Origin of the sequence: Roseofilum sp. Guam, from assembly GCF_017746735.1 — a bacterium.
GTDB lineage: Bacteria > Cyanobacteriota > Cyanobacteriia > Cyanobacteriales > Desertifilaceae > Roseofilum > Roseofilum reptotaenium.
In genome coordinates this window covers 91518-108967 of record NZ_JAGHZN010000015.1, presented here as the reverse complement: position 1 = coordinate 108967, position 17450 = coordinate 91518, and the positions used below count along the sequence as shown (strand labels likewise).

Sequence of the window (17450 nt, the reverse complement as noted above, 5' to 3'; positions counted from 1 at the left end):
AAAAAAGCTTACTTCGCCATTTTATCTTAGTATTTTGTGCCTATACTTTTATCCTTTACCATAAGCTAACAGGTGGGCTACGAAGGCAATGGGCCAATCGACCATTAAACACATTTACAGAAGCTTTGTCAGCATGAGAGTGCAGCAATGTCTTTTCGTTTCATTGGCTTGAGAAAAATCGGGACGTATTTACCGCTTACCAAGCAACTTTAGGCTGGCTTTGGCGTTGATATTTGTTTAAGTCCTGCTAGGCAAGGGATAGAGCTTTTTAAGTAACGTTGGCTTTTCTAGCTCTTACGGTTCAAATCCCTCTCTCTCCGTCTGAAATAATCCTAGGTAATGTCAGTTTTATATAAGCTGAAATCCTCATTCTATCGTTGGCTGCAATTCCCATTCCTTCGTGAAATTAGCCACAAAATTCTCTGAACCAAAGCAGACAGTAGAGCGTTTGCCTAAAACTTGCCTCAGTTGACTCTACCACTAGGATACATATTTCTTGAATGTTATTAGTAGTCAATTGAGACTTATCGTTGACCGGTTGATCGCTACTTCCCACCTCCCATTAAATAGAGTAGGGCCATTCTCACGGATACTCCACTGCTAACCTGTTGGGAAATCAGACTAAATTGGGGATCGTCCATGAGATCGGAGCTGATTTCAACCCCTCGATTCACAGGGCCCGGATGGAGAACTTTTACACCTGGTTTACAAAGTTCGAGCCGATCGCGGGTAATGCCAAAGCGATGATGGTATTCCCGGGCACTGGGCAGTAAATGTTGAGTCATGCGCTCTTTTTGCAGGCGCAAGGTCATAACAAAATCAGCATCCTGGAGGGCGGGTTCGACTGACCAATGGACAAAGACTTTTCCAGGGCGCTCTTGGAACTGACCAGAAGTATATTGGGCAAAGAATTGGGGTAATAACGTTGGCGGAGCGGCTAAGTGAACTTCACAGTCAGTGGCGGTTAAACTCCAGAGATTGGAACGAGCGACCCGAGAGTGAACAATATCTCCAACAATGGCAATTTTTTTACCGGAGAGTAACTCTAAACGGGGAGATTGGGGATCGAGTAAGAAGCAAAGGGTAAAGAGATCGAGTAAGGCTTGGGAGGGATGTTCGTGTTGACCATCTCCGGCATTGAGAACGCCAACATGGGTATTGAGGCGATCGAGTTCAGCGGCGATCGCCTGGGGAACCCCTGCTTCTTTATGGCGAATGACCATAATATCCGTTCCCATGGCTAAATAGGTTTTAGCTGTATCGAGAATGGTTTCTCCTTTGGAGAGGGAAGAGGAACCAGGAGCAAAATTGAGGGTATCAGCCGATAAGCGTTTGGCGGCTAGCTCAAAACTGCTGCGGGTGCGGGTGGACGGTTCAAAGAAGAGGTTGGTTACCACTCGTCCCTGGAGGGTGGGGAGTTTTTTCGCTTTTTTCGTTGGTCGAGAAAGGACATCAGAAAAACTGGCGGCTGTTTGTAAAACGGCATTGTAATCGTCTGGGGTGAAGTCAGCTAGCGAGAGGATATGAGGGTGGTTAAAGGTCATGATTAGGTAATAGGTAAATGGCCATAGCTACTCTACAGGAAATTCGGCGGATCAAATGCAGGTTTCTATGAATGAGATGAAGAGGTACTCGAACTTATTCATGACTTCTTACGTATTATGCTCCTTCTCTTGAACCGTCAAGGATCGATCGCTCCCCTGAGTCTGGCGATCGCTCTCATTGTGACTGGATGCACCTCCAGCCATTCCACGGAACTCACACCTACCCCTGCACCAGTCCCCAAAATTGCCCAAAGGCTTGAACCGACTCCTGCGGTGGAGATGATCGAGATGACGGTATACCAGCTCGATCCCTTCTGTGAATCGTTTGTAGAGAAGTCGATCCAAGTCCCTGAGCAAAATGCTCTGCAAGCAACCATCCATAACGCGATCGAAGAGGGAACAACAGCCGATTTTACGATCGCCGGTTATCGCTTGCAACCCAACCCAACAGATAATAGCCTTACCATTGATTTTCGTCTCTCTCCCCAATCTGGGCGTTTGTTTGTCTCCCTCTCCACTTGCGAAAGAATGGCTCTATTGGGCAGTTTAAAGGAAACTTTAACCCAATCTTCTAGATGGAATATCGAGGAGGTAAAATTCACAGATCGCGGTGTACCCATTGGGTTTTGATGATAAGCTTTAAAAAATAATCCATTGTTTTCAAGATTGGTACTGTGGCATATAACATTGGCTTGCTAGGCTTAGGAACCGTAGGAGCAGGAACGGTTGATATTTTACTGAACCCGGAAGGACGGCATCCCCTCTTAGGTGACCTAAACCTGTATCGGGTTGGTGTTCGAGATCTGAATAAACCTAGAGCGGTGAAACTGCCAGATGAGTTGCTCACCACCGATCTCGAAGCCATTGTCTCTGATGAAGCAGTGGATATTGTGGTGGAATTAATCGGCGGTTTAGAACCGGCGCGATCGCTCATTCTTCAGGCGATCGCCCATGGAAAGCATGTGGTGACTGCTAATAAAGCCGTGATTTCCCGATATGGTGATGAAATTTATGATGCAGCGAATGCTGCGGGCGTTTACGTGATGCTGGAAGCGGCTGTGGGCGGCGGGATTCCGGTGATTAATCCCCTGAAGCAAGCCTTGGGCGTGAACCGAATTCAATCCGTAATTGGTATCATTAATGGCACGACTAATTATATTTTGTCCCGGATGCAACAGGAAGGCTCGGACTTTGGAGATGTTCTGGCGGATGCCCAGAGTTTAGGCTATGCGGAAGCCGATCCCACGGCGGATGTGGATGGTTGGGATGCGGCGGATAAGATTGCCATTTTAGCGGCTCTAGCCTTTGGCGGGCGAGTGAAACGGGAGGAAGTGCATTGTGAAGGCATTCGTTCTATTAGTGCAGCCGATATTAGTTATGCTCAAAAACTGGGATTTCGGATTAAACTTTTGGCGATCGCTCGTCGAGATCCGTCCCCAGATGCGATCGATCATCTCCAAATTCGTGTCCATCCCACCCTCGTGCCCTTGAGCCATCCCCTTGCCAGTATCAATGGCGTATTTAACGCCATTTTAGTTGAAGGAGACCCCATCGGGCCGGTGATGTTCTACGGCCAAGGGGCAGGAGCAGGGCCAACGGCTAGTGCGGTTACATCCGATATCATTAATATTGCGGCTATCCTGAAAACGGAAACCGAACCCATCCCCCATCCCCTCCTCAGTTGCACCCATCAGCACTATTGCACCCTCACTCCAGTTGAGGAATTAGAGAGTCGCTTTTATATCCGCTTAATTGCCAAAGATCGTCCCAAAGTTATTGGTCATCTGGGCATGATTTTCGGCGAGCATGGGGTGAGTTTAGAGTCTGTGGTACAAATTGGATTCAGGGAAGATTTAGCGGAAATTGTGATTGTGACTCATGAAACCCGTGAAGGCAATTTTAGAGAAGCCTTAGCAGAAGTCGAAGATTTGGAGGAGATCGACACTGTGCCGAGTGTTATTCGGGTGTTATAAGTGCGAGGGAATAGGGAATAGCTAGATTGAGTCTGTTGTGTACTCCCTCCATTCTCCTACTACAGCGCGAAGTGCGATATTGCCTCTATTGTTTGTGAAAATAATCGTAAATATTCTGTGCTAAATTAGGGCCGATTCCGGGGACTTGTTGGAGTTTTTTGGTGCTGGCTTGGGCGATCGCATCTAAAGACGGAAAATGTTTGTATAATTGCTTCTGTCGCTCATAGCCTAATCCAGGAATTCCATCTAAGCGGGAACTGAGGAGGCGATCGCCCCGTTGTTGACGATGGAAGCTTACGGCAAAGCGATGGGATTCATCTCGAACCCGACGCAGTAACTGCACACCGGGTTGATCGCGATCGGTAGGAAGAGGAGCAGAATCGCCCGGTTGAAACAGTTCTTCCTCCTGTTTGGCTAAACTAATCACTCGCAAATCCGGTAACAGTTCTAACTTAGAGAGGACAGCAACCACCGCAGATAACTGACCTTTTCCTCCATCAATGAGCAGTAAGTCGGGAAAATCTGGGTTTCCTTGACGGGGAAGTTGGGCATTGTCCAGAAAGGGGCGAAATCGACGGTTAATGACTTCTGCAAGGGAGGCAAAATCATCAGAATGACCGGGTTGGACTGCTGGATTTTTGATCTTATAATGGCGATAATATTGTTTCGCTGGCATTCCATTAATAAAGACCACCTGAGACCCCACCGCGTTTGACCCTTGCAGATGGGAAATATCGTAACCTTCAATGCGTCGGGGAAGTTCGGGTAAGTTGAGGATGGCGGCTAAATCAGTGAGACTTTGTTGGGCGCGATCGCCAAATTTTTGCATTCGTTTTAGCTCGGCTTGGGCATTGCGATAAACTAAATCAATGAGTTCTGCCTTACTTTGCCGTTGCGGAACATGAATCGTAACTTTCTTGCCTTTGTGATTGTGCAGAAATTCTAGCAGAAACTCGGCATCTTGTAAAGGGTGTTGCACTAAAATTTCCGTCGGAATTTCCAGGGGTTCAGCACTTTGATAATGCTCCTCTAAAACCCGTTGTAAAATTGACCCTGGTTCCCCAGATTGAGCAAAGAACCCCAACCGACCCACCAATTTACCTGCACGAATTTGGAACAACTGAATACAGCAGCGTTCTGCGTCCTGTTCCAGGGCGATCGCATCCCGTGAAACGCGATCGTCCGATAAATCGACCTTTTGACTCGCATTTAATGCTTGCAACCCTTGAATTTGATCTCGCAATTGAGCCGCCAATTCAAAATTGAGAGCCTCTGACGCTTCCTGCATTTGCTGCCTCAATTCCTCCACCAACTCAGCCGTTCTCCCTTGAAAGATCATGGCAATTTTTTGCATCATTTGCCGATAATCCTCCACCTCAACCAACTGTTGACAAACTCCCGGACAGCGCCCAATATCATAATTAAGGCAAGTGCGGTCTTTATATAGCGGTTTCGGTCGCTGGCGTTGGGGAAAAATTCGCTTAATCAAATCCAATGTTTGCCGCAATTGTCCCCCGTCCACATAGGGGCCATAGTATTTATCTTTCGGGTTTCTGGGTTTGCGCTTGCGGGTAATAAAAATATGGGGATAGTTATCCGACCAAGTAATACAGACATAGGGATACTTTTTATCATCCTTAAGTAGGACATTAAATCGCGGTTGATGACGCTTAATCAGCGTCGATTCTAGAGCCAGCGCTTCCGCTTCTGTATCCGTAATAATCCATTCAATATCACTGACTTTCCGTACCATTAAGGCAATGCGAGCATTATGGCTGGTAAAATCGCGAAAGTAGGAGCGAACGCGGGTTCTTAATTGTTTCGATTTACCGATATATAAAATCGAGTTCCCCGCATCTTTCATTAAGTAAACCCCAGGTAGTTTGGGAATTTCTTGTAAATACTGCTGTAAGCGCTCTGGATTTTCACAGAGGAACTCTGAGTTGTTCTGATTGGTCATAATAAACTTAGGAAATGCTGGGAGCCAGAAACCCGGTTTCTTACTCCTCACAACCGTTCAAACATCACCCGATAAACCCGCTCACCTTTGGCATAGGTTGCAATTTCTCGCTCCGTTTGTACGGGTAAAGGATTCTCCTCTAACCAGTCATGGGAACAGCTAAAGTCAGCGTGCCTATCGAATAAACTTCGCATCTGTAATGCCACATCTTCCACATCAGATTGCAGGAGAACCTGACCCCCAGAACTCATAAACTGAGACAGAATATCGACCACTTCATCCTGAACCACGCGCCGTTTTTGATGTCGATGTTTAAACCAAGGATCGGGGAATTGGATGCTCACATAATGTAGAGTATTTTCGGGTAGAGACGTGAGGATATCTTTTAGGGATATATTAACATTACAAAAAAGATAATGGAGATTCGTTAAATTCTGGCGATCGCGCCATTCATTCGCTTCTGTCACTAGAGGTTCCCGAATTTCTAGCCCTAGGAAGTTCCAGTCCCCTCTTTGTTGCGCTATTTCCCACAAAAAGCGCCCCCGTCCACAACCAATATCGAGATGGAGAGGATGCTGTAAATGGGGATAAATTTCTGACCAATTGGGAATCCCTACCGGCTCTTGAAATTTGCGGCTTAATGGATTAACATGCTGACGCACACGCACTCGTGCCAAATTTTAACCCCCTTTTATTGTCTCCTAACTCCTATGCATAAGACCAAATTCTGGCCCACTCTAGGAATCTATACGATATTGATTATTATAGCATTTATGATGCTCTTACCGCTACTGTGGTTAGCCAGTACATCTCTAAAATCAGCCGGTGAAAATATTTTTCAATTCCCGCCCCAACTGATTCCAGAACAGCCAACACTGAGCAATTTTATTGAGGTCTGGAAAACGAACCCCTTTGACCGCTACTTATTCAATAGTTTCTGGATTTCTGCTTTGACAGTGGCACTGAATTTACTTTTTTGTTCCCTGGCAGCTTATCCCTTAGCAAGACTCAATTTTCAGGGACGGCAACTGATTTTTAGCCTGATTGTGGCCACGATTTTAATCCCCTTTCAAATTGTAATGATTCCTCTCTATATTTTAATGGTACAATTGGGATTGAGAAACACATATTTAGGCGTAATGTTGCCGTCATTGGCTTCTGCATTCGGGATTTTCTTATTACGGCAAGCGTTTCAAGGTGTACCGAAAGAACTAGAAGAAGCAGCCCGTATGGATGGCTGTTCCGAATGGGAAATTTGGTGGTGTGTCATGTTACCAGCCATTCGCCCAGCATTGGTGACTCTAGCAATTTTTGTGTTTATTGGAGCGTGGAGTGACTTTTTATGGCCGCTGATTATTTTAGATCAACCGGAAATGTTTACGCTTCCGTTAGGGGTTCAACGGTTAGCAGGAACATTTTCTTTAGATTGGCGTTTAATTGCGGCAGGATCGATGATTTCGATTTTACCGATTTTAGTGCTGTTTATGTTTGTGCAACGATATATTATGTCTACGGATGCGGGGAGTGGTTTGAAAGGTTAGGTGAGAGATCGTTGCCCTCATCCCCCTACCCCCTTCTCCCACAGGAGAAGGGGGAAAGAGTGTAGGTTGCCAAGCTACTACGATCCCTACTCTTCGGGTGATGTTAAAACGCTTATCAATTGTGGGATATCCTGTTGTACTACATCCCAAACCATGCGGACATTAACTCTATTGTAATCATGAACAACGACATCGCGCATACCGGCCACTTCTTGCCATTCAATTTGTGGATGATTTTGTTTAAACTCAGCCGATAAGCGCTTAGTTGCTTCACCAATAATAGTAATACGACGAATTACCGCATCTTGCTTTTCTTCATTGGTGGAAAACTCGTTAAAGGTCACTCCATCTGTATAACGACAAATCTTGCGAGCAGCTTCGAGTATATCTAAAATGTACTCTTTATCTCGTTGCATAAATTACCTGGAAAGAATGTAAAATGTTACCAACACGAATATAATTAGGATCGTCTAAAAGAGCGGTTTTACAAACCAAATCAACTGGACGATGAAATAAATCTTCTAACTCATATTTCATCCGGACGAGCAAAAGGAGATTTTGACGAGCAGTTTCTCCATAAGTAAATAATACATCAACATCGCTCGGATCGCTGCCAGTTTCCCGGAAATCGTCTCGCAAAATTGAGCCAAACAGGGCAAATTCGACAAGCTGCCACTTTTTGCAGAATGCAGCTATATACTCTGGTGTGGTATTGAGACGCTGATAAATCTGGTCAAGAGATAAGTGGGGTTTGGTCTGAGTTGGACTTTCGTTTGGCAATGTCATGATTTCTAGTTTTTGATTTGGCATTTTTACTATTTAATGGTTAAAATATTCATATCTAATTGGGTCTAAGTCCCATCGATATGGTTTTATTTTTAGTTATTTTACAAAAGATATTGTGATTGAACAGCAGTTATATCAAGAGGGGATAGAAAAGGCAAATCAACAGGATTTTGAGGGAGCGATCGCCCTTTTCAATGAAGCCATTACCCTGAATCCAGATTGGGCAGATCCTTACTATCAAAGGGGTTTAGCCTACTTTGACTCTGGCCAAATCTACCCAGCTATCTCCGATTATAGCCAAGCTCTAGAGCGCGATCGCTACCATAGTCAAGCGTACTATGCCCGCGCCCTTGCCCGCATTAGCCTCAAAAACCTCCCTGGAACCCTGGAAGACATCAATTGGGTGATTCAGCTCAAACCTGATTTCGCTGCTGCGTATCAACTGCGGGGGACTGTTGAGCGCAAACGGGGCAATCTGCAAAGTGCGATCGCTAACTTTAAACAAGCTGCCCACCTTTATTTAGACCAAAAAGACAAAGATAACGCCAGTCGTTGTTTAGCCCTGATTCAACAAATTAAACCCAAAGAAGCTACCCCCCAACTAACCTCTCCATCCCTACCTTTAGTCACCCAATCTGACTTTTATCAAAACCTCATTGACAAAGCGCAACAGGGAAAACCCCAAGAAGCTAGAGAAGAATTGAATTGGATCTTAAAAACCGATCCCAATGACGCTCGTGCCTACGGTTGTCGAGGAATTATCTATTGTCAACTGGGCAATTATCAAAGCGCCATCTCTGACTTTAACCGCGCTCTTTCGCTTAACTTTAAAGACCCGATTATTTATCGCAACCGAGGCAAAGCCCGTGCCCAAATTGGCGATCATTTAGGCGCAATTGAAGACTTTAATCAAGCGTTGAGTACTGAGAGTAACGATCCCCTGATTTACATCGCCAGAGGAGATGCGTATCGCTTAACCAGTCATTACGCTCAAGCTATCCAAGACTATAGCGCCGCCCTCAATCTCGATCCTAATAATGGCACAGCCTATTATAGTCGAGGACTTGCCCATGCTTGCTTAGAAGAAATGGGTGAAGCTATTGCGGACTATCAACGGGCAGCTAGTAAGTTTTGCGAACAAGAAAAATGGTCAGAGTACGATCAGTCCCTATCCCAATTGAAGAAACTACAAAAAGCTGTTCCCCAAACCAACACGATTCAACTCGAATCTTTGCTACGTCAACGGTTATTGCGTCTAGTGGGAGGTCATTGGGAAATTGCCCAACGACTGATTGATCAAGCGAAGCAAGATTATCCTGGAATGGCACAAGAATGGTATCTGGAGAAAGTGATTACTGATTTAGAGCAGAGGTGATATCAACTAAAAATTTAAAATTATTTAGGGTTTCGGTATCCAAAATATACATCAGATTTTGCTCACTTTATTGGGCAGTTTTGCGCCATTCTTGTCCGAGTTGAATCACAGTTTCAAATGTAGGATCGTCGGCATGACTTCCGGCAATGCGTTCCCACCAAGGTTGTTGTGCAGAGGGGACAGTGGCTAAAATTTGTTTGATTTGAGTGAGTTCGATCTCCAGATTTGTGACTCGCGTTTCGATGGGTTGAGGTTGAGTAGTTTGTGGGATCATGATAAGGGTTTAGCTCTGTAGGCGATCTGGGTTTAATTGCGATTGTAAGCTATCTTATTCTTGGATATTGGTAGTATCGGGCTGGCGATCGCCAACTCATTGATACCCTGCAACAATTGTATCATTTAGATCTAGGAGCATCGGAGGCGATCGCCTAAATGAGTGGCTCCAGAAACCCGGTTTCTAATCTCCGCACAGGGCACAGGGGTGGGCATGGGGTAAAATAATCACAGTGCTATCCCCTGGTGCAACGTCATGGATGAACAACGCATCGCCGCCTATCTCGACCTAATTCAACAACTGCTCACCTGTCCCAATGGGGAAGAGGGACGGATACTCACGGAGAACGCCCAGTTGGTTGATGGAGCGTTTCTCCAGGTGTGCCAGATCGTTGCGGAGCAGATGGAGGGGGAAGGGAAGGAGAATGAGGTGCAGTGGTTGCGACAACTTGTGCAGGAGTTAGAAAAGACAATCAATAGGGAAATAGAGGAAAGGAAACCGCAGGCGATAGAGCAAGAGTATGAGCAATTTTTGGAGCAAGTGTTGCAAGCAACTTTAGATAGTAAGGGAGATCCAAGCGTAGTTTATCCGCTATTAGAACAGAACTTAGATAAATTGAATTTAACCTTAGCTCAAATACTGCAAGCTTGGATGAATCAGACTCTTGAGAAAGTGGAACCAGAGATAAAGAAGAGCGTAGCTGCAACTATTGGAGATTTGGGGACTTTAATTCAAAAATTTCCATTAGGCAGTCATGCAAATAATCTGGAGATAGGAGTTATCTGTTATCAAATTGTCTCTACAGTTTTTACCCAAGAGACTAACCCACCTATGTGGGCAACTCTGCAAAACAATCTGGGCAATGCATACTTATATCGTATCCTAGGAGAGCGGGCAGAGAATCTGGAGTGGGCGATCGCTTGTTACCAAGCTGCTTTGCAAGTTTATACTCGTGAAGCCTTTCCCAAAGACTGGGCCATGACCCAAAATAATCTTGCCACTGCCTACATTAACCGCATTCGGGGAGAGCGAGCAGAGAATTTGGAGCAGGCGATCGCTTGTTACCAAGCTGCTTTGCAAGTGAGAACCCGTGAGGCCTTTCCTCAAGACTGGGCCATGACCCAAAATAATCTAGCCACTACCTACAGTAACCGTATTCAGGGAGATCGAGCGGAAAACTTAGAAAAGGCGATCTCAGCTTACGAAAGAGCGCTGCAAGTTTATACCCCCCAAGCTTTTCCCCAACAATGGGCTAATACGCAAAATAATCTAGGAAACGCCTACAAAAATCGCCTTCGGGGAGAACGGGCCGAGAATATTGAGCAAGCGATATCCTGTTATCAAGGAGCATTACAAATTCTGACCCGTGAAGCCTTTTCCCAAGACTGGGCAAGGACTCACAGTAATTTAGGGGCAGCTTACAGCGATCGCATTCGAGGAGATAGAAGTGAAAATATTCAACAAGCTATAAACTATTATCAAGCTGCTCTAGAAGTTTTATCCCGTGAGTCTTTTCCTGAAGATTGGGCAAGGACTCAAAATAATTTAGGTACTCTTTACTTGGAAAAAGCTTTGAAACATTCCAATGATAAATCCAGATCTACTTCAATCAATTAATTACTTTAAGGAAGCTTTAAGTGTTTATAATGCAAAAGCCTTTCCTCATCAAGCAGCTCAAACATATACCAACTTGGGATTGGCTTACTTAAAAGCAGGGATGGTAGAACAAGCGCATAAATGCTTTGAAGATTCTAGTCAAATTTACACAGAATTAAGTGCATCTCTAGCTTGGGCAAATAACCAAATGAAGATTGGATATGCTTATACGGATAGATCGTTGATCTCAAAGACAGAAAAAAGCTATACAGAACGTGCTATACATTGCTTTAATTCTTCACTTCATGTGTATAGCCTTCTGAAATTAGATACAAAATCTACAAAAGCATTATTTAATCTCGGATTGGCATATAAGCAATATGGTTATCTAGAACTTGCTTTATCCGTATTTAAAGAAGTTCTCAATCGAAGCAATCTAAAACAAAGCTTTCCTAAATCTTGGGAAGAGAGTACAAATAATTTTCTAGAACAAGTAAATCGTCGTCAAAGCACACCTAAAACCGATCGGGATAAATTGCAAGAGACTCTCATTATAGCTGATACAGTTGAGTTTTTACAGGTAGATACAAATGCTCAGGCTGAGGTTTTTAACAGTATAGATATCCTAAATAAACTCCACCAAGTCATTGTAGAAGTCTGTCTAGAACTGGGCAACTTCACCACCGCCCTCGAATATGTAGACCGCAGTAAAGCCCGCAACCTAACCGAACTCATCGCTACCCGTGACGCATACCCAGGGGGAGAAATTCCTTCCGAAGTCCGCCAACGCCTGCAACAATTACGTCAAGTGATTTCTGAAGAAGACCGCCGCCTCAAACAAGACTCCAACCCGGACTATACCCACATCACCCAACTGCGGGAAGAATTCCAAGCTAAATATCCCTATAAACCGTTGAAATTCTCGGATATTCAATCTCTCCTTGACGATGAAACCGTCATCTTAGAATGGTATGTCCTGGATGACAAATTCCTCACCTTTACCCTCACTAACAACAGTCTCAATTTGTGGACATCTTCCGAGGAAGATCGACAAAAGCTCATTGACTGGGCAGTTGGTTACATCAACGACTACCGCAACAACAAAACCCAATGGCAAAATCAACTCCCCCAACGCCTAGAACAACTCGCTCAAATCCTGCATCTGGATGAAATCCTGCAAAACCTGCGGAAAAAATTCCCCAACTGCAAACAACTCATCCTCATCCCTCACCGCTTCCTGCACCTGTTCCCTCTCCATGCTTTACCGATTGCCACAGGAAAGAATCAGCGTCAAACCCTACAGGAACTCTTCTCTAAGGGAGTGAATTATTCGCCTAACTGCCAAGTCCTGCAACAAGCCCAAAAACGCATCAACCAACGCCCGGACTTTGACCAACTTTTTGCCATCCAAAACCCCACCAATGACCTCGACTTTACCGATATCGAAGTCGAAGCGATTCAAAATTACTTCAACCCCCACCACATCCTCAAACACGAGGAAGCGGAAAAGACTGCCGTCAACCTCAACACCGCTCATTGCACCCATTTCTCCTGTCACGGCTACTTCAACTTTAATAATCCCCTCCAATCTGCCCTCTTGCTTGCCAAGAGCATCTTGCAGCCACCGCCACCGCAGGATGACGAAACCCGTTACCTGCCTCTGGAAAATGGCAATTTCCTAGACTTGGACAAATGCCTGACTTTGGAGGATATCTTGCGCCTCGACTTGACAAAATGCCGTCTGGTCACCCTTTCCGCCTGCGAAACTGGCATCACTGACTTCACCTCTACCAGTGATGAATATATCGGTTTACCCAGTGGTTTTATCCTGGCGGGTTCCCCCAATGTGGTTAGTTCCCTGTGGGCGGTGAACGATTTATCCACTGCTTTGCTGATGATTCGCTTTTACCAAAATGTCAAAAATGGCGAAACCGTGCCCCTCGCCCTCCGAGAAGCCCAAATCTGGTTGCGAGATGCGACGGTTACCGATCTGGTAAACTGGATAGCAACCTTTCCTAAGACAATTCAGAAACAAATTGAAGCCACCATCGATTTTGATATGCATAATGAACAAGAACGCTTGTTTGAGTCTCCTTACCATTGGGCAGCATTCTGTGCCATTGGACAATAAATCATTCTGACTACGATTAATATTTTCTCGACCCTCTAGAGGAGCCATTGAACAATCATGAAGCTATATGAACTCCTGGCTATTTTTCCAGCTTGTTTAAAGGCACAACCCCAAAACTTTAGCGATGATGCCTTACAAGCCCTAGACCCAATTCTAGCCAATCTAGACCAAGCATCAGAAGAAGACCTCACCAGTGCCTTAAAAGGATGGATGAGAAGCCATACTCAAGAGAGAGATACCCTGATTCAGTTTGCCAACAGCAACCGAGAACTCAGTAGCAGTCGCCGTCTTCCCGAAGTAACAGAAGCAGGTATTCGCCAAAATCTTTATGAACTAAAAACCCAGCGCGAAGCAGATAAACCAGCCTCTAACCCTCCTCCAAAAGATCGATCGAATCCCCAGGATTAATCCAGCGTTATGAGGCTTTCAGTTTACGCTCCCAATGTCCACTTGTTTGCTTTTCAACTCTGTAAGACAGTTGAGGATAGTGACAGATCGGCACATCTCTGGAATTATTATAATCGATTTTTGGTTGATGAGTTTAAACTCTCCTATTCTTTTTTCCCGATCGCTACTGTAGAAGAAGAACGGAGAATCAACTTATGGAACGATCCAAACCAGGATAATATTCTCCTCCCATTAGAGGGAATTTTGGCCAACCAAACTAAAATTACAGGTTGTGCTTGTCCTCTGCTCATCTATGATAGCTATGCTCTCGCCTTAAACCTCCGCATCCCGGAAAAAGATGCAGACCATCAACCCACTCAACCAGTTCCAGTCGAGATATTTCAAGAGTTTAATCCGCATCAATGCTTCTGTCCCCAAAAAATTAATAGTAACCTAGGGCAAACCATTCTTCTTACTGCTTGGTTACTCGAAGAACAAAAAGATAAACATACCCAATGGCAGAGCATCGCGGAAAGCATCCTGAAAAACTTTCTCAATGACCAAAACCCTCCCCATCTCTATCAGTCGGGACATCTTTTTGGGAGTCCAATTTATGAATTCGGCTCTCCTAAATATCCGAATCAGGATGGAAAAATCGAGCATTATCTGGTGTGGCTGTTTTTAGATGATGCTGCCGATCAAAATTTGGGTGATTTTTACCAAGAGATTGTCGATCTGTGTTTTTATCGCAACAAGGTGACGACAGCTTATCAGCAAAGTCGCTTAACGTTCACTAAAGTTAAAAAAGAGTATTGTGAAATCAAAGATGTTTTTTCGAGTCTTTCAGAAAAACTTCCCGATCAAAACCAAACTGTTTTAAAGACTTATTTGGAAGAGCTAAAAAAAGATTTACGAACGTTGCCCAAGCTCAATTTAGATTATACTGACCAATATGACCGCCTGACCAATTGGCATCTGACTATCCAAATCAATCGAGATAATTATGCGGAAAAAATTGATGGGATTCAAAGGATACTTCCTGATGAAGATTTGAGTATTTTATCGATTTTCAATACCAAGATTGCCAAAACCTTAGAAGATCAAATTAAAGGCGATCTGGGATATTTCGATCAAGGGTCTTATTTGGTGGATAAGGCGATCGCGACCATTCGCGGTTTAGTCGAGATCGAACAAGCAGAGAGCGATCGCAAGCTACAGGAGCAAAACCAAGCTTTGCAAGACCATATCCAGGCGATTGGTTTCGGTATCGCTGCGGGGGCGATCGTTGCTTCAACCTCTGGTTTAATGACCGAACCCTGGGATTTCCCGAATCCCAAACAATTAGACCTTCAATTTCCCCTTCCCTTTCTGATTGCTTTAGTCGGGAGTTTTTTGTGTTCTTTTAGTGCTTGGAAATTGGCCCGAAGATGGATTAAACATCAGCGTAACTTAGAACAGCTCAAATCTAGCCAAGAAAAATATTGCCTGAAGAAAAAATAATCTCAAGTAAAAGCAGCAAATTTTCTGCCTCTACATGCTAGAATTTTAAGGAAAAATAGTTGACAAATTATCCATTCCTAGGGCGAAACTCTTTGACTCATGAACAATCCAATTAACCCCTCGAACATTGCCCAAAGTCTTGAGCCAGTCTTCACCCTCGCTCAAGAGTATTTAAACTTAGTCTCTCCCAATTCTAATCTCAATCTCCAAACCCTTCAAACTCAAATTAATCAATTAATCGGATTACTGCCCTTAGTTCAAAGCAGCACGAATCCACTGTTCGTACAACAAGGATTAGGGCAAGCTTTGGGGCCCAATGGTCTAGGTTGGTTACAGGATATCAACGGTGATAATACGGTCAATAGCCAAGATGTAAGCATCACCTCAGCGCAAAATAATAATATTGCCTTTCAAGCCCAACTTAAACCTCCGATTCCTCCTTTAACCCTGACTCCTGAAATTGCCAACAGTCTCGGTTTACCCAACTTGGGTATTAATGTGAATAACTCTGCTTCCTTAGTCTTCGATGCACAATTACAGGCTAATTTCGGATGGGAAGGCGATCGCGGATTTTATGTCGATACTTCACCACCCAATGAACTAACCCTACAAGTCAATGGGGGAGTTCTCAATGTTAGTCTGACCTCTCCCTTGGGTTCAGTACAATTCGTTCCTCAAAATGCTGCCTCTAACCTGAGTGGAACCGTTCTGATTGATATCCAAGATATCGATAGCAACCCTACAGATAATCGTATTTACTTAACTGATTTATCCTCAATTGACCCCAATCAACTCCTCAATACTTTGATGGGAGCGAGCGCCACTAATCCGACTTTAAATGCCCTGATTAATGGGTTGAATAGTCTTCTGACTCCTATTCCCCCAGGTACTCCAGGGAATGATGTAATTGAGGGCAAACCCATTGGCGATCGCATTTTCGGTCTACAAGGCAACGATCTCCTCTTCGGTGGATTTGGCAATGATGAAATCTATGGTAATCCCGACAACGACACCCTTCTGGGCAATGCCAGTAATGACCTTATCCATGGGGGACAAGGGAACGATTGGCTCTATGGGGGGCAAGGAAATGATACTTTAAGCGGCGATAATGGCAACGATACCCTAAGCGGCGATCTAGGGGCAGATATCCTCACGGGAGGACTCGGAGCAGATGTCTTTATGCTACGCACCAGTGCCGCCGTCAATGATATTCTACAAGCTGATTTCATTACCGATTTTCAAGTGGGGATCGATCGCATCGCCTTAACCCCAGGAACTAATCCCCAGAATCTCATCTTAGACGATATTGCTGGCAATACAGTCATTCGTCTGAGTGCCTCTGGCCCGATTCTCGGTATCATCGGTAATGTGCCGCCCAATAGTTTAGAGGCCAATAGTCTTATCCCTATTGATATGGGAATGGTTTCCTAGCCTGAAATCCTCTTAGAGTTTGAGGGATTCTTTGATATATTAAGAATTGTAAACTTTTTCCCCTTACCGCATAACTAGCCGTGGCTTTGCTTAATCCCCTATTGCGTCGTTATCCCTCACTCTCCGAACTTCCCACCCTCTGGGCTGATAGCATGACTATTTTATGGGGAGAATGGCTAGATTTGCGGGTTAGACTGGCACCCGTGGCGGCATCTGGCTTAGTCTCTCCCTTAATCTATATTCTTGCTTTTGGTCTGGGACTTGGTTCTACCCTCGACCGAGCGATGACTCCCCCCATAGGGAATAGCTATCTAGAGTTTATTTTACCGGGGATGGTCGCCCTTTCTTCAATGACCATTAGTTTTGCCGGAACGGTATTTTCTATTTGTGGGGAACGTCTCTATACGAAAAACTTTGAGGAAATGTTGTTAATGCCCGTTCATCCGTTGGCGTTATATTTGGGTAAAATGTTGGCGGGAGTAGTGCGCGGGTTAATGACTTCAGGTTCTGTGATTTTAGTCGCGGTTCTATTTACGGGCAAGTTTTGGAGTTTTCTAAATCCGTTATTTTTAGTCTTGATCATCCTTAATTGTGCCGTTTTTGCTGGCTTAGGGGTATTAGTCGGGTTACAGGTGAAATCGTTAGAAACAGTGGGGCTTTATAATAATTTTCTGATTATCCCCATGTCGTTTTTAGGGGGGACATTTTTCGATCCATCTACCCTGCCCACGGTTCTGAAAGGAATTGTTTATTTACTGCCTCTAACCTATACTACGTTAGGCTTGCGATCGGCTGCCTATGATATCGGTCAGTTTCCCTGGTATTCTATTCCAGCACTGCTGGTTATGGCGATCGCTCTTTCCCTAGTTGGCGCTCGTCAGTTTACCACCCAACAAGACTAATATGCGCTTTGCGCTAGGGAATAGGGAATACAGCACTGTTGTAGAGTACA

At 44.6% G+C, this 17450-nt stretch carries 16 protein-coding genes and 1 pseudogene; 11 read left to right on the top strand and 6 right to left on the bottom strand.

Annotated elements, in window-relative coordinates; translation table 11 throughout:
• Positions 1 to 230: pseudogene (locus tag J7529_RS07585) on the top strand (IS701 family transposase); the annotation flags it as partial.
• Between the two features lie 315 nt (positions 231 to 545).
• Here J7529_RS07585 and J7529_RS07580 read toward each other — a convergent pair.
• The gene (locus J7529_RS07580) at positions 546 to 1544 is read right to left on the bottom strand and encodes an aspartate carbamoyltransferase catalytic subunit (RefSeq protein ID WP_271942510.1); all 999 of its coding nucleotides are present in this window, start codon (positions 1542 to 1544) and stop codon (positions 546 to 548) included.
• Between the two features lie 117 nt (positions 1545 to 1661).
• Here J7529_RS07580 and J7529_RS07575 point away from each other — a divergent pair, with 117 nt between their 5' ends.
• Both J7529_RS07575 and J7529_RS07570 read left to right on the top strand, forming a co-directional pair.
• A complete protein-coding gene (locus tag J7529_RS07575) occupies positions 1662 to 2174 on the top strand; it encodes a hypothetical protein (RefSeq protein WP_271942513.1) in 513 nt (170 codons plus the stop codon).
• Positions 2175 to 2218: 44 nt separating this feature from the next.
• Positions 2219 to 3517, top strand: coding sequence for a homoserine dehydrogenase (locus tag J7529_RS07570; protein ID WP_318728483.1), 1299 nt, complete (start codon positions 2219 to 2221; stop codon positions 3515 to 3517).
• An 85-nt stretch (positions 3518 to 3602) separates the two neighbouring features.
• On the opposite strand, the gene uvrC is transcribed toward J7529_RS07570, so the two are convergent.
• Both uvrC and trmB read right to left on the bottom strand, forming a co-directional pair.
• Complete coding sequence (uvrC, locus tag J7529_RS07565; RefSeq protein ID WP_318728482.1) at positions 3603 to 5477, bottom strand: excinuclease ABC subunit UvrC; 1875 nt, start codon at positions 5475 to 5477, stop codon at positions 3603 to 3605.
• A gap of 47 nt (positions 5478 to 5524) precedes the next feature.
• Positions 5525 to 6154: a tRNA (guanosine(46)-N7)-methyltransferase TrmB gene (trmB, locus tag J7529_RS07560; protein WP_271942521.1), complete on the bottom strand. Its 630-nt coding sequence runs from the start codon at positions 6152 to 6154 to the stop codon at positions 5525 to 5527.
• Between the two features lie 33 nt (positions 6155 to 6187).
• Here trmB and J7529_RS07555 point away from each other — a divergent pair, with 33 nt between their 5' ends.
• On the top strand, positions 6188 to 7018 hold the full coding sequence (locus tag J7529_RS07555; protein ID WP_318728481.1) for a carbohydrate ABC transporter permease: 831 nt from the start codon (positions 6188 to 6190) through the stop codon (positions 7016 to 7018).
• 86 nt (positions 7019 to 7104) lie between these two features.
• Here the strand turns inward: J7529_RS07555 and J7529_RS07550 are convergent, their stop codons facing one another.
• Both J7529_RS07550 and J7529_RS07545 read right to left on the bottom strand, forming a co-directional pair.
• Positions 7105 to 7434, bottom strand: a complete 330-nt coding sequence (locus J7529_RS07550) for a DUF86 domain-containing protein (RefSeq protein ID WP_318728480.1) — start codon at positions 7432 to 7434, stop codon at positions 7105 to 7107.
• A complete protein-coding gene (locus tag J7529_RS07545) occupies positions 7421 to 7828 on the bottom strand; it encodes a nucleotidyltransferase family protein (protein ID WP_318728479.1) in 408 nt (135 codons plus the stop codon). The genes J7529_RS07550 and J7529_RS07545 overlap by 14 nt, the downstream gene beginning before the upstream one ends.
• Before the next feature lie 91 nt (positions 7829 to 7919).
• Here J7529_RS07545 and J7529_RS07540 point away from each other — a divergent pair, with 91 nt between their 5' ends.
• Complete coding sequence (locus tag J7529_RS07540) at positions 7920 to 9179, top strand: tetratricopeptide repeat protein (protein WP_318728478.1); 1260 nt, start codon at positions 7920 to 7922, stop codon at positions 9177 to 9179.
• A 67-nt stretch (positions 9180 to 9246) separates the two neighbouring features.
• Here J7529_RS07540 and J7529_RS07535 read toward each other — a convergent pair whose 3' ends face one another.
• Positions 9247 to 9453: a hypothetical protein gene (locus tag J7529_RS07535; RefSeq protein WP_318728477.1), complete on the bottom strand. Its 207-nt coding sequence runs from the start codon at positions 9451 to 9453 to the stop codon at positions 9247 to 9249.
• Positions 9454 to 9708: 255 nt separating this feature from the next.
• Here J7529_RS07535 and J7529_RS07530 point away from each other — a divergent pair, with 255 nt between their 5' ends.
• From J7529_RS07530 to J7529_RS07505, 6 genes are all read left to right on the top strand, one after another.
• Positions 9709 to 11070: a tetratricopeptide repeat protein gene (locus tag J7529_RS07530; RefSeq protein WP_318728476.1), complete on the top strand. Its 1362-nt coding sequence runs from the start codon at positions 9709 to 9711 to the stop codon at positions 11068 to 11070.
• Positions 11039 to 13180 (top strand): CHAT domain-containing tetratricopeptide repeat protein, encoded by a 2142-nt coding sequence (locus J7529_RS07525; RefSeq protein WP_318728475.1) that lies wholly within the window; start codon positions 11039 to 11041, stop codon positions 13178 to 13180. The genes J7529_RS07530 and J7529_RS07525 overlap by 32 nt, the downstream gene beginning before the upstream one ends.
• Before the next feature lie 57 nt (positions 13181 to 13237).
• A complete protein-coding gene (locus J7529_RS07520) occupies positions 13238 to 13588 on the top strand; it encodes a hypothetical protein (RefSeq protein ID WP_318728474.1) in 351 nt (116 codons plus the stop codon).
• Between the two features lie 9 nt (positions 13589 to 13597).
• Positions 13598 to 15067: a hypothetical protein gene (locus tag J7529_RS07515; RefSeq protein ID WP_318728473.1), complete on the top strand. Its 1470-nt coding sequence runs from the start codon at positions 13598 to 13600 to the stop codon at positions 15065 to 15067.
• A 99-nt stretch (positions 15068 to 15166) separates the two neighbouring features.
• Positions 15167 to 16498 carry a calcium-binding protein gene (locus J7529_RS07510; RefSeq protein WP_318728472.1) on the top strand — a complete coding sequence of 444 codons (1332 nt, stop codon included), beginning with the start codon at positions 15167 to 15169 and terminating at the stop codon, positions 16496 to 16498.
• Between the two features lie 152 nt (positions 16499 to 16650).
• Positions 16651 to 17400 carry an ABC transporter permease gene (locus tag J7529_RS07505; RefSeq protein ID WP_413038834.1) on the top strand — a complete coding sequence of 250 codons (750 nt, stop codon included), beginning with the start codon at positions 16651 to 16653 and terminating at the stop codon, positions 17398 to 17400.
• The last annotated feature ends 50 nt before the right edge of the window (positions 17401 to 17450 follow it).

Bases quoted from the DNA above. Each gene is read 5' to 3' on its own strand.
- J7529_RS07580 (WP_271942510.1), bottom strand. From the start codon at position 1,544: ATGACCTTTAACCACCCTCATATCCTCTCGCTAGCTGACTTCACCCCA.
- J7529_RS07575 (WP_271942513.1), top strand. From the start codon at position 1,662: ATGCTCCTTCTCTTGAACCGTCAAGGATCGATCGCTCCCCTGAGTCTG.
- uvrC (WP_318728482.1), bottom strand. From the start codon at position 5,477: ATGACCAATCAGAACAACTCAGAGTTCCTCTGTGAAAATCCAGAGCGC.
- J7529_RS07555 (WP_318728481.1), top strand. From the start codon at position 6,188: ATGCATAAGACCAAATTCTGGCCCACTCTAGGAATCTATACGATATTG.
- J7529_RS07550 (WP_318728480.1), bottom strand. From the start codon at position 7,434: ATGCAACGAGATAAAGAGTACATTTTAGATATACTCGAAGCTGCTCGC.
- J7529_RS07545 (WP_318728479.1), bottom strand. From the start codon at position 7,828: ATGCCAAATCAAAAACTAGAAATCATGACATTGCCAAACGAAAGTCCA.
- J7529_RS07535 (WP_318728477.1), bottom strand. From the start codon at position 9,453: ATGATCCCACAAACTACTCAACCTCAACCCATCGAAACGCGAGTCACA.
- J7529_RS07530 (WP_318728476.1), top strand. From the start codon at position 9,709: ATGGATGAACAACGCATCGCCGCCTATCTCGACCTAATTCAACAACTG.
- J7529_RS07525 (WP_318728475.1), top strand. From the start codon at position 11,039: ATGATAAATCCAGATCTACTTCAATCAATTAATTACTTTAAGGAAGCT.
- J7529_RS07520 (WP_318728474.1), top strand. From the start codon at position 13,238: ATGAAGCTATATGAACTCCTGGCTATTTTTCCAGCTTGTTTAAAGGCA.
- J7529_RS07515 (WP_318728473.1), top strand. From the start codon at position 13,598: ATGAGGCTTTCAGTTTACGCTCCCAATGTCCACTTGTTTGCTTTTCAA.
- J7529_RS07510 (WP_318728472.1), top strand. From the start codon at position 15,167: ATGAACAATCCAATTAACCCCTCGAACATTGCCCAAAGTCTTGAGCCA.
- J7529_RS07505 (WP_413038834.1), top strand. From the start codon at position 16,651: ATGACTATTTTATGGGGAGAATGGCTAGATTTGCGGGTTAGACTGGCA.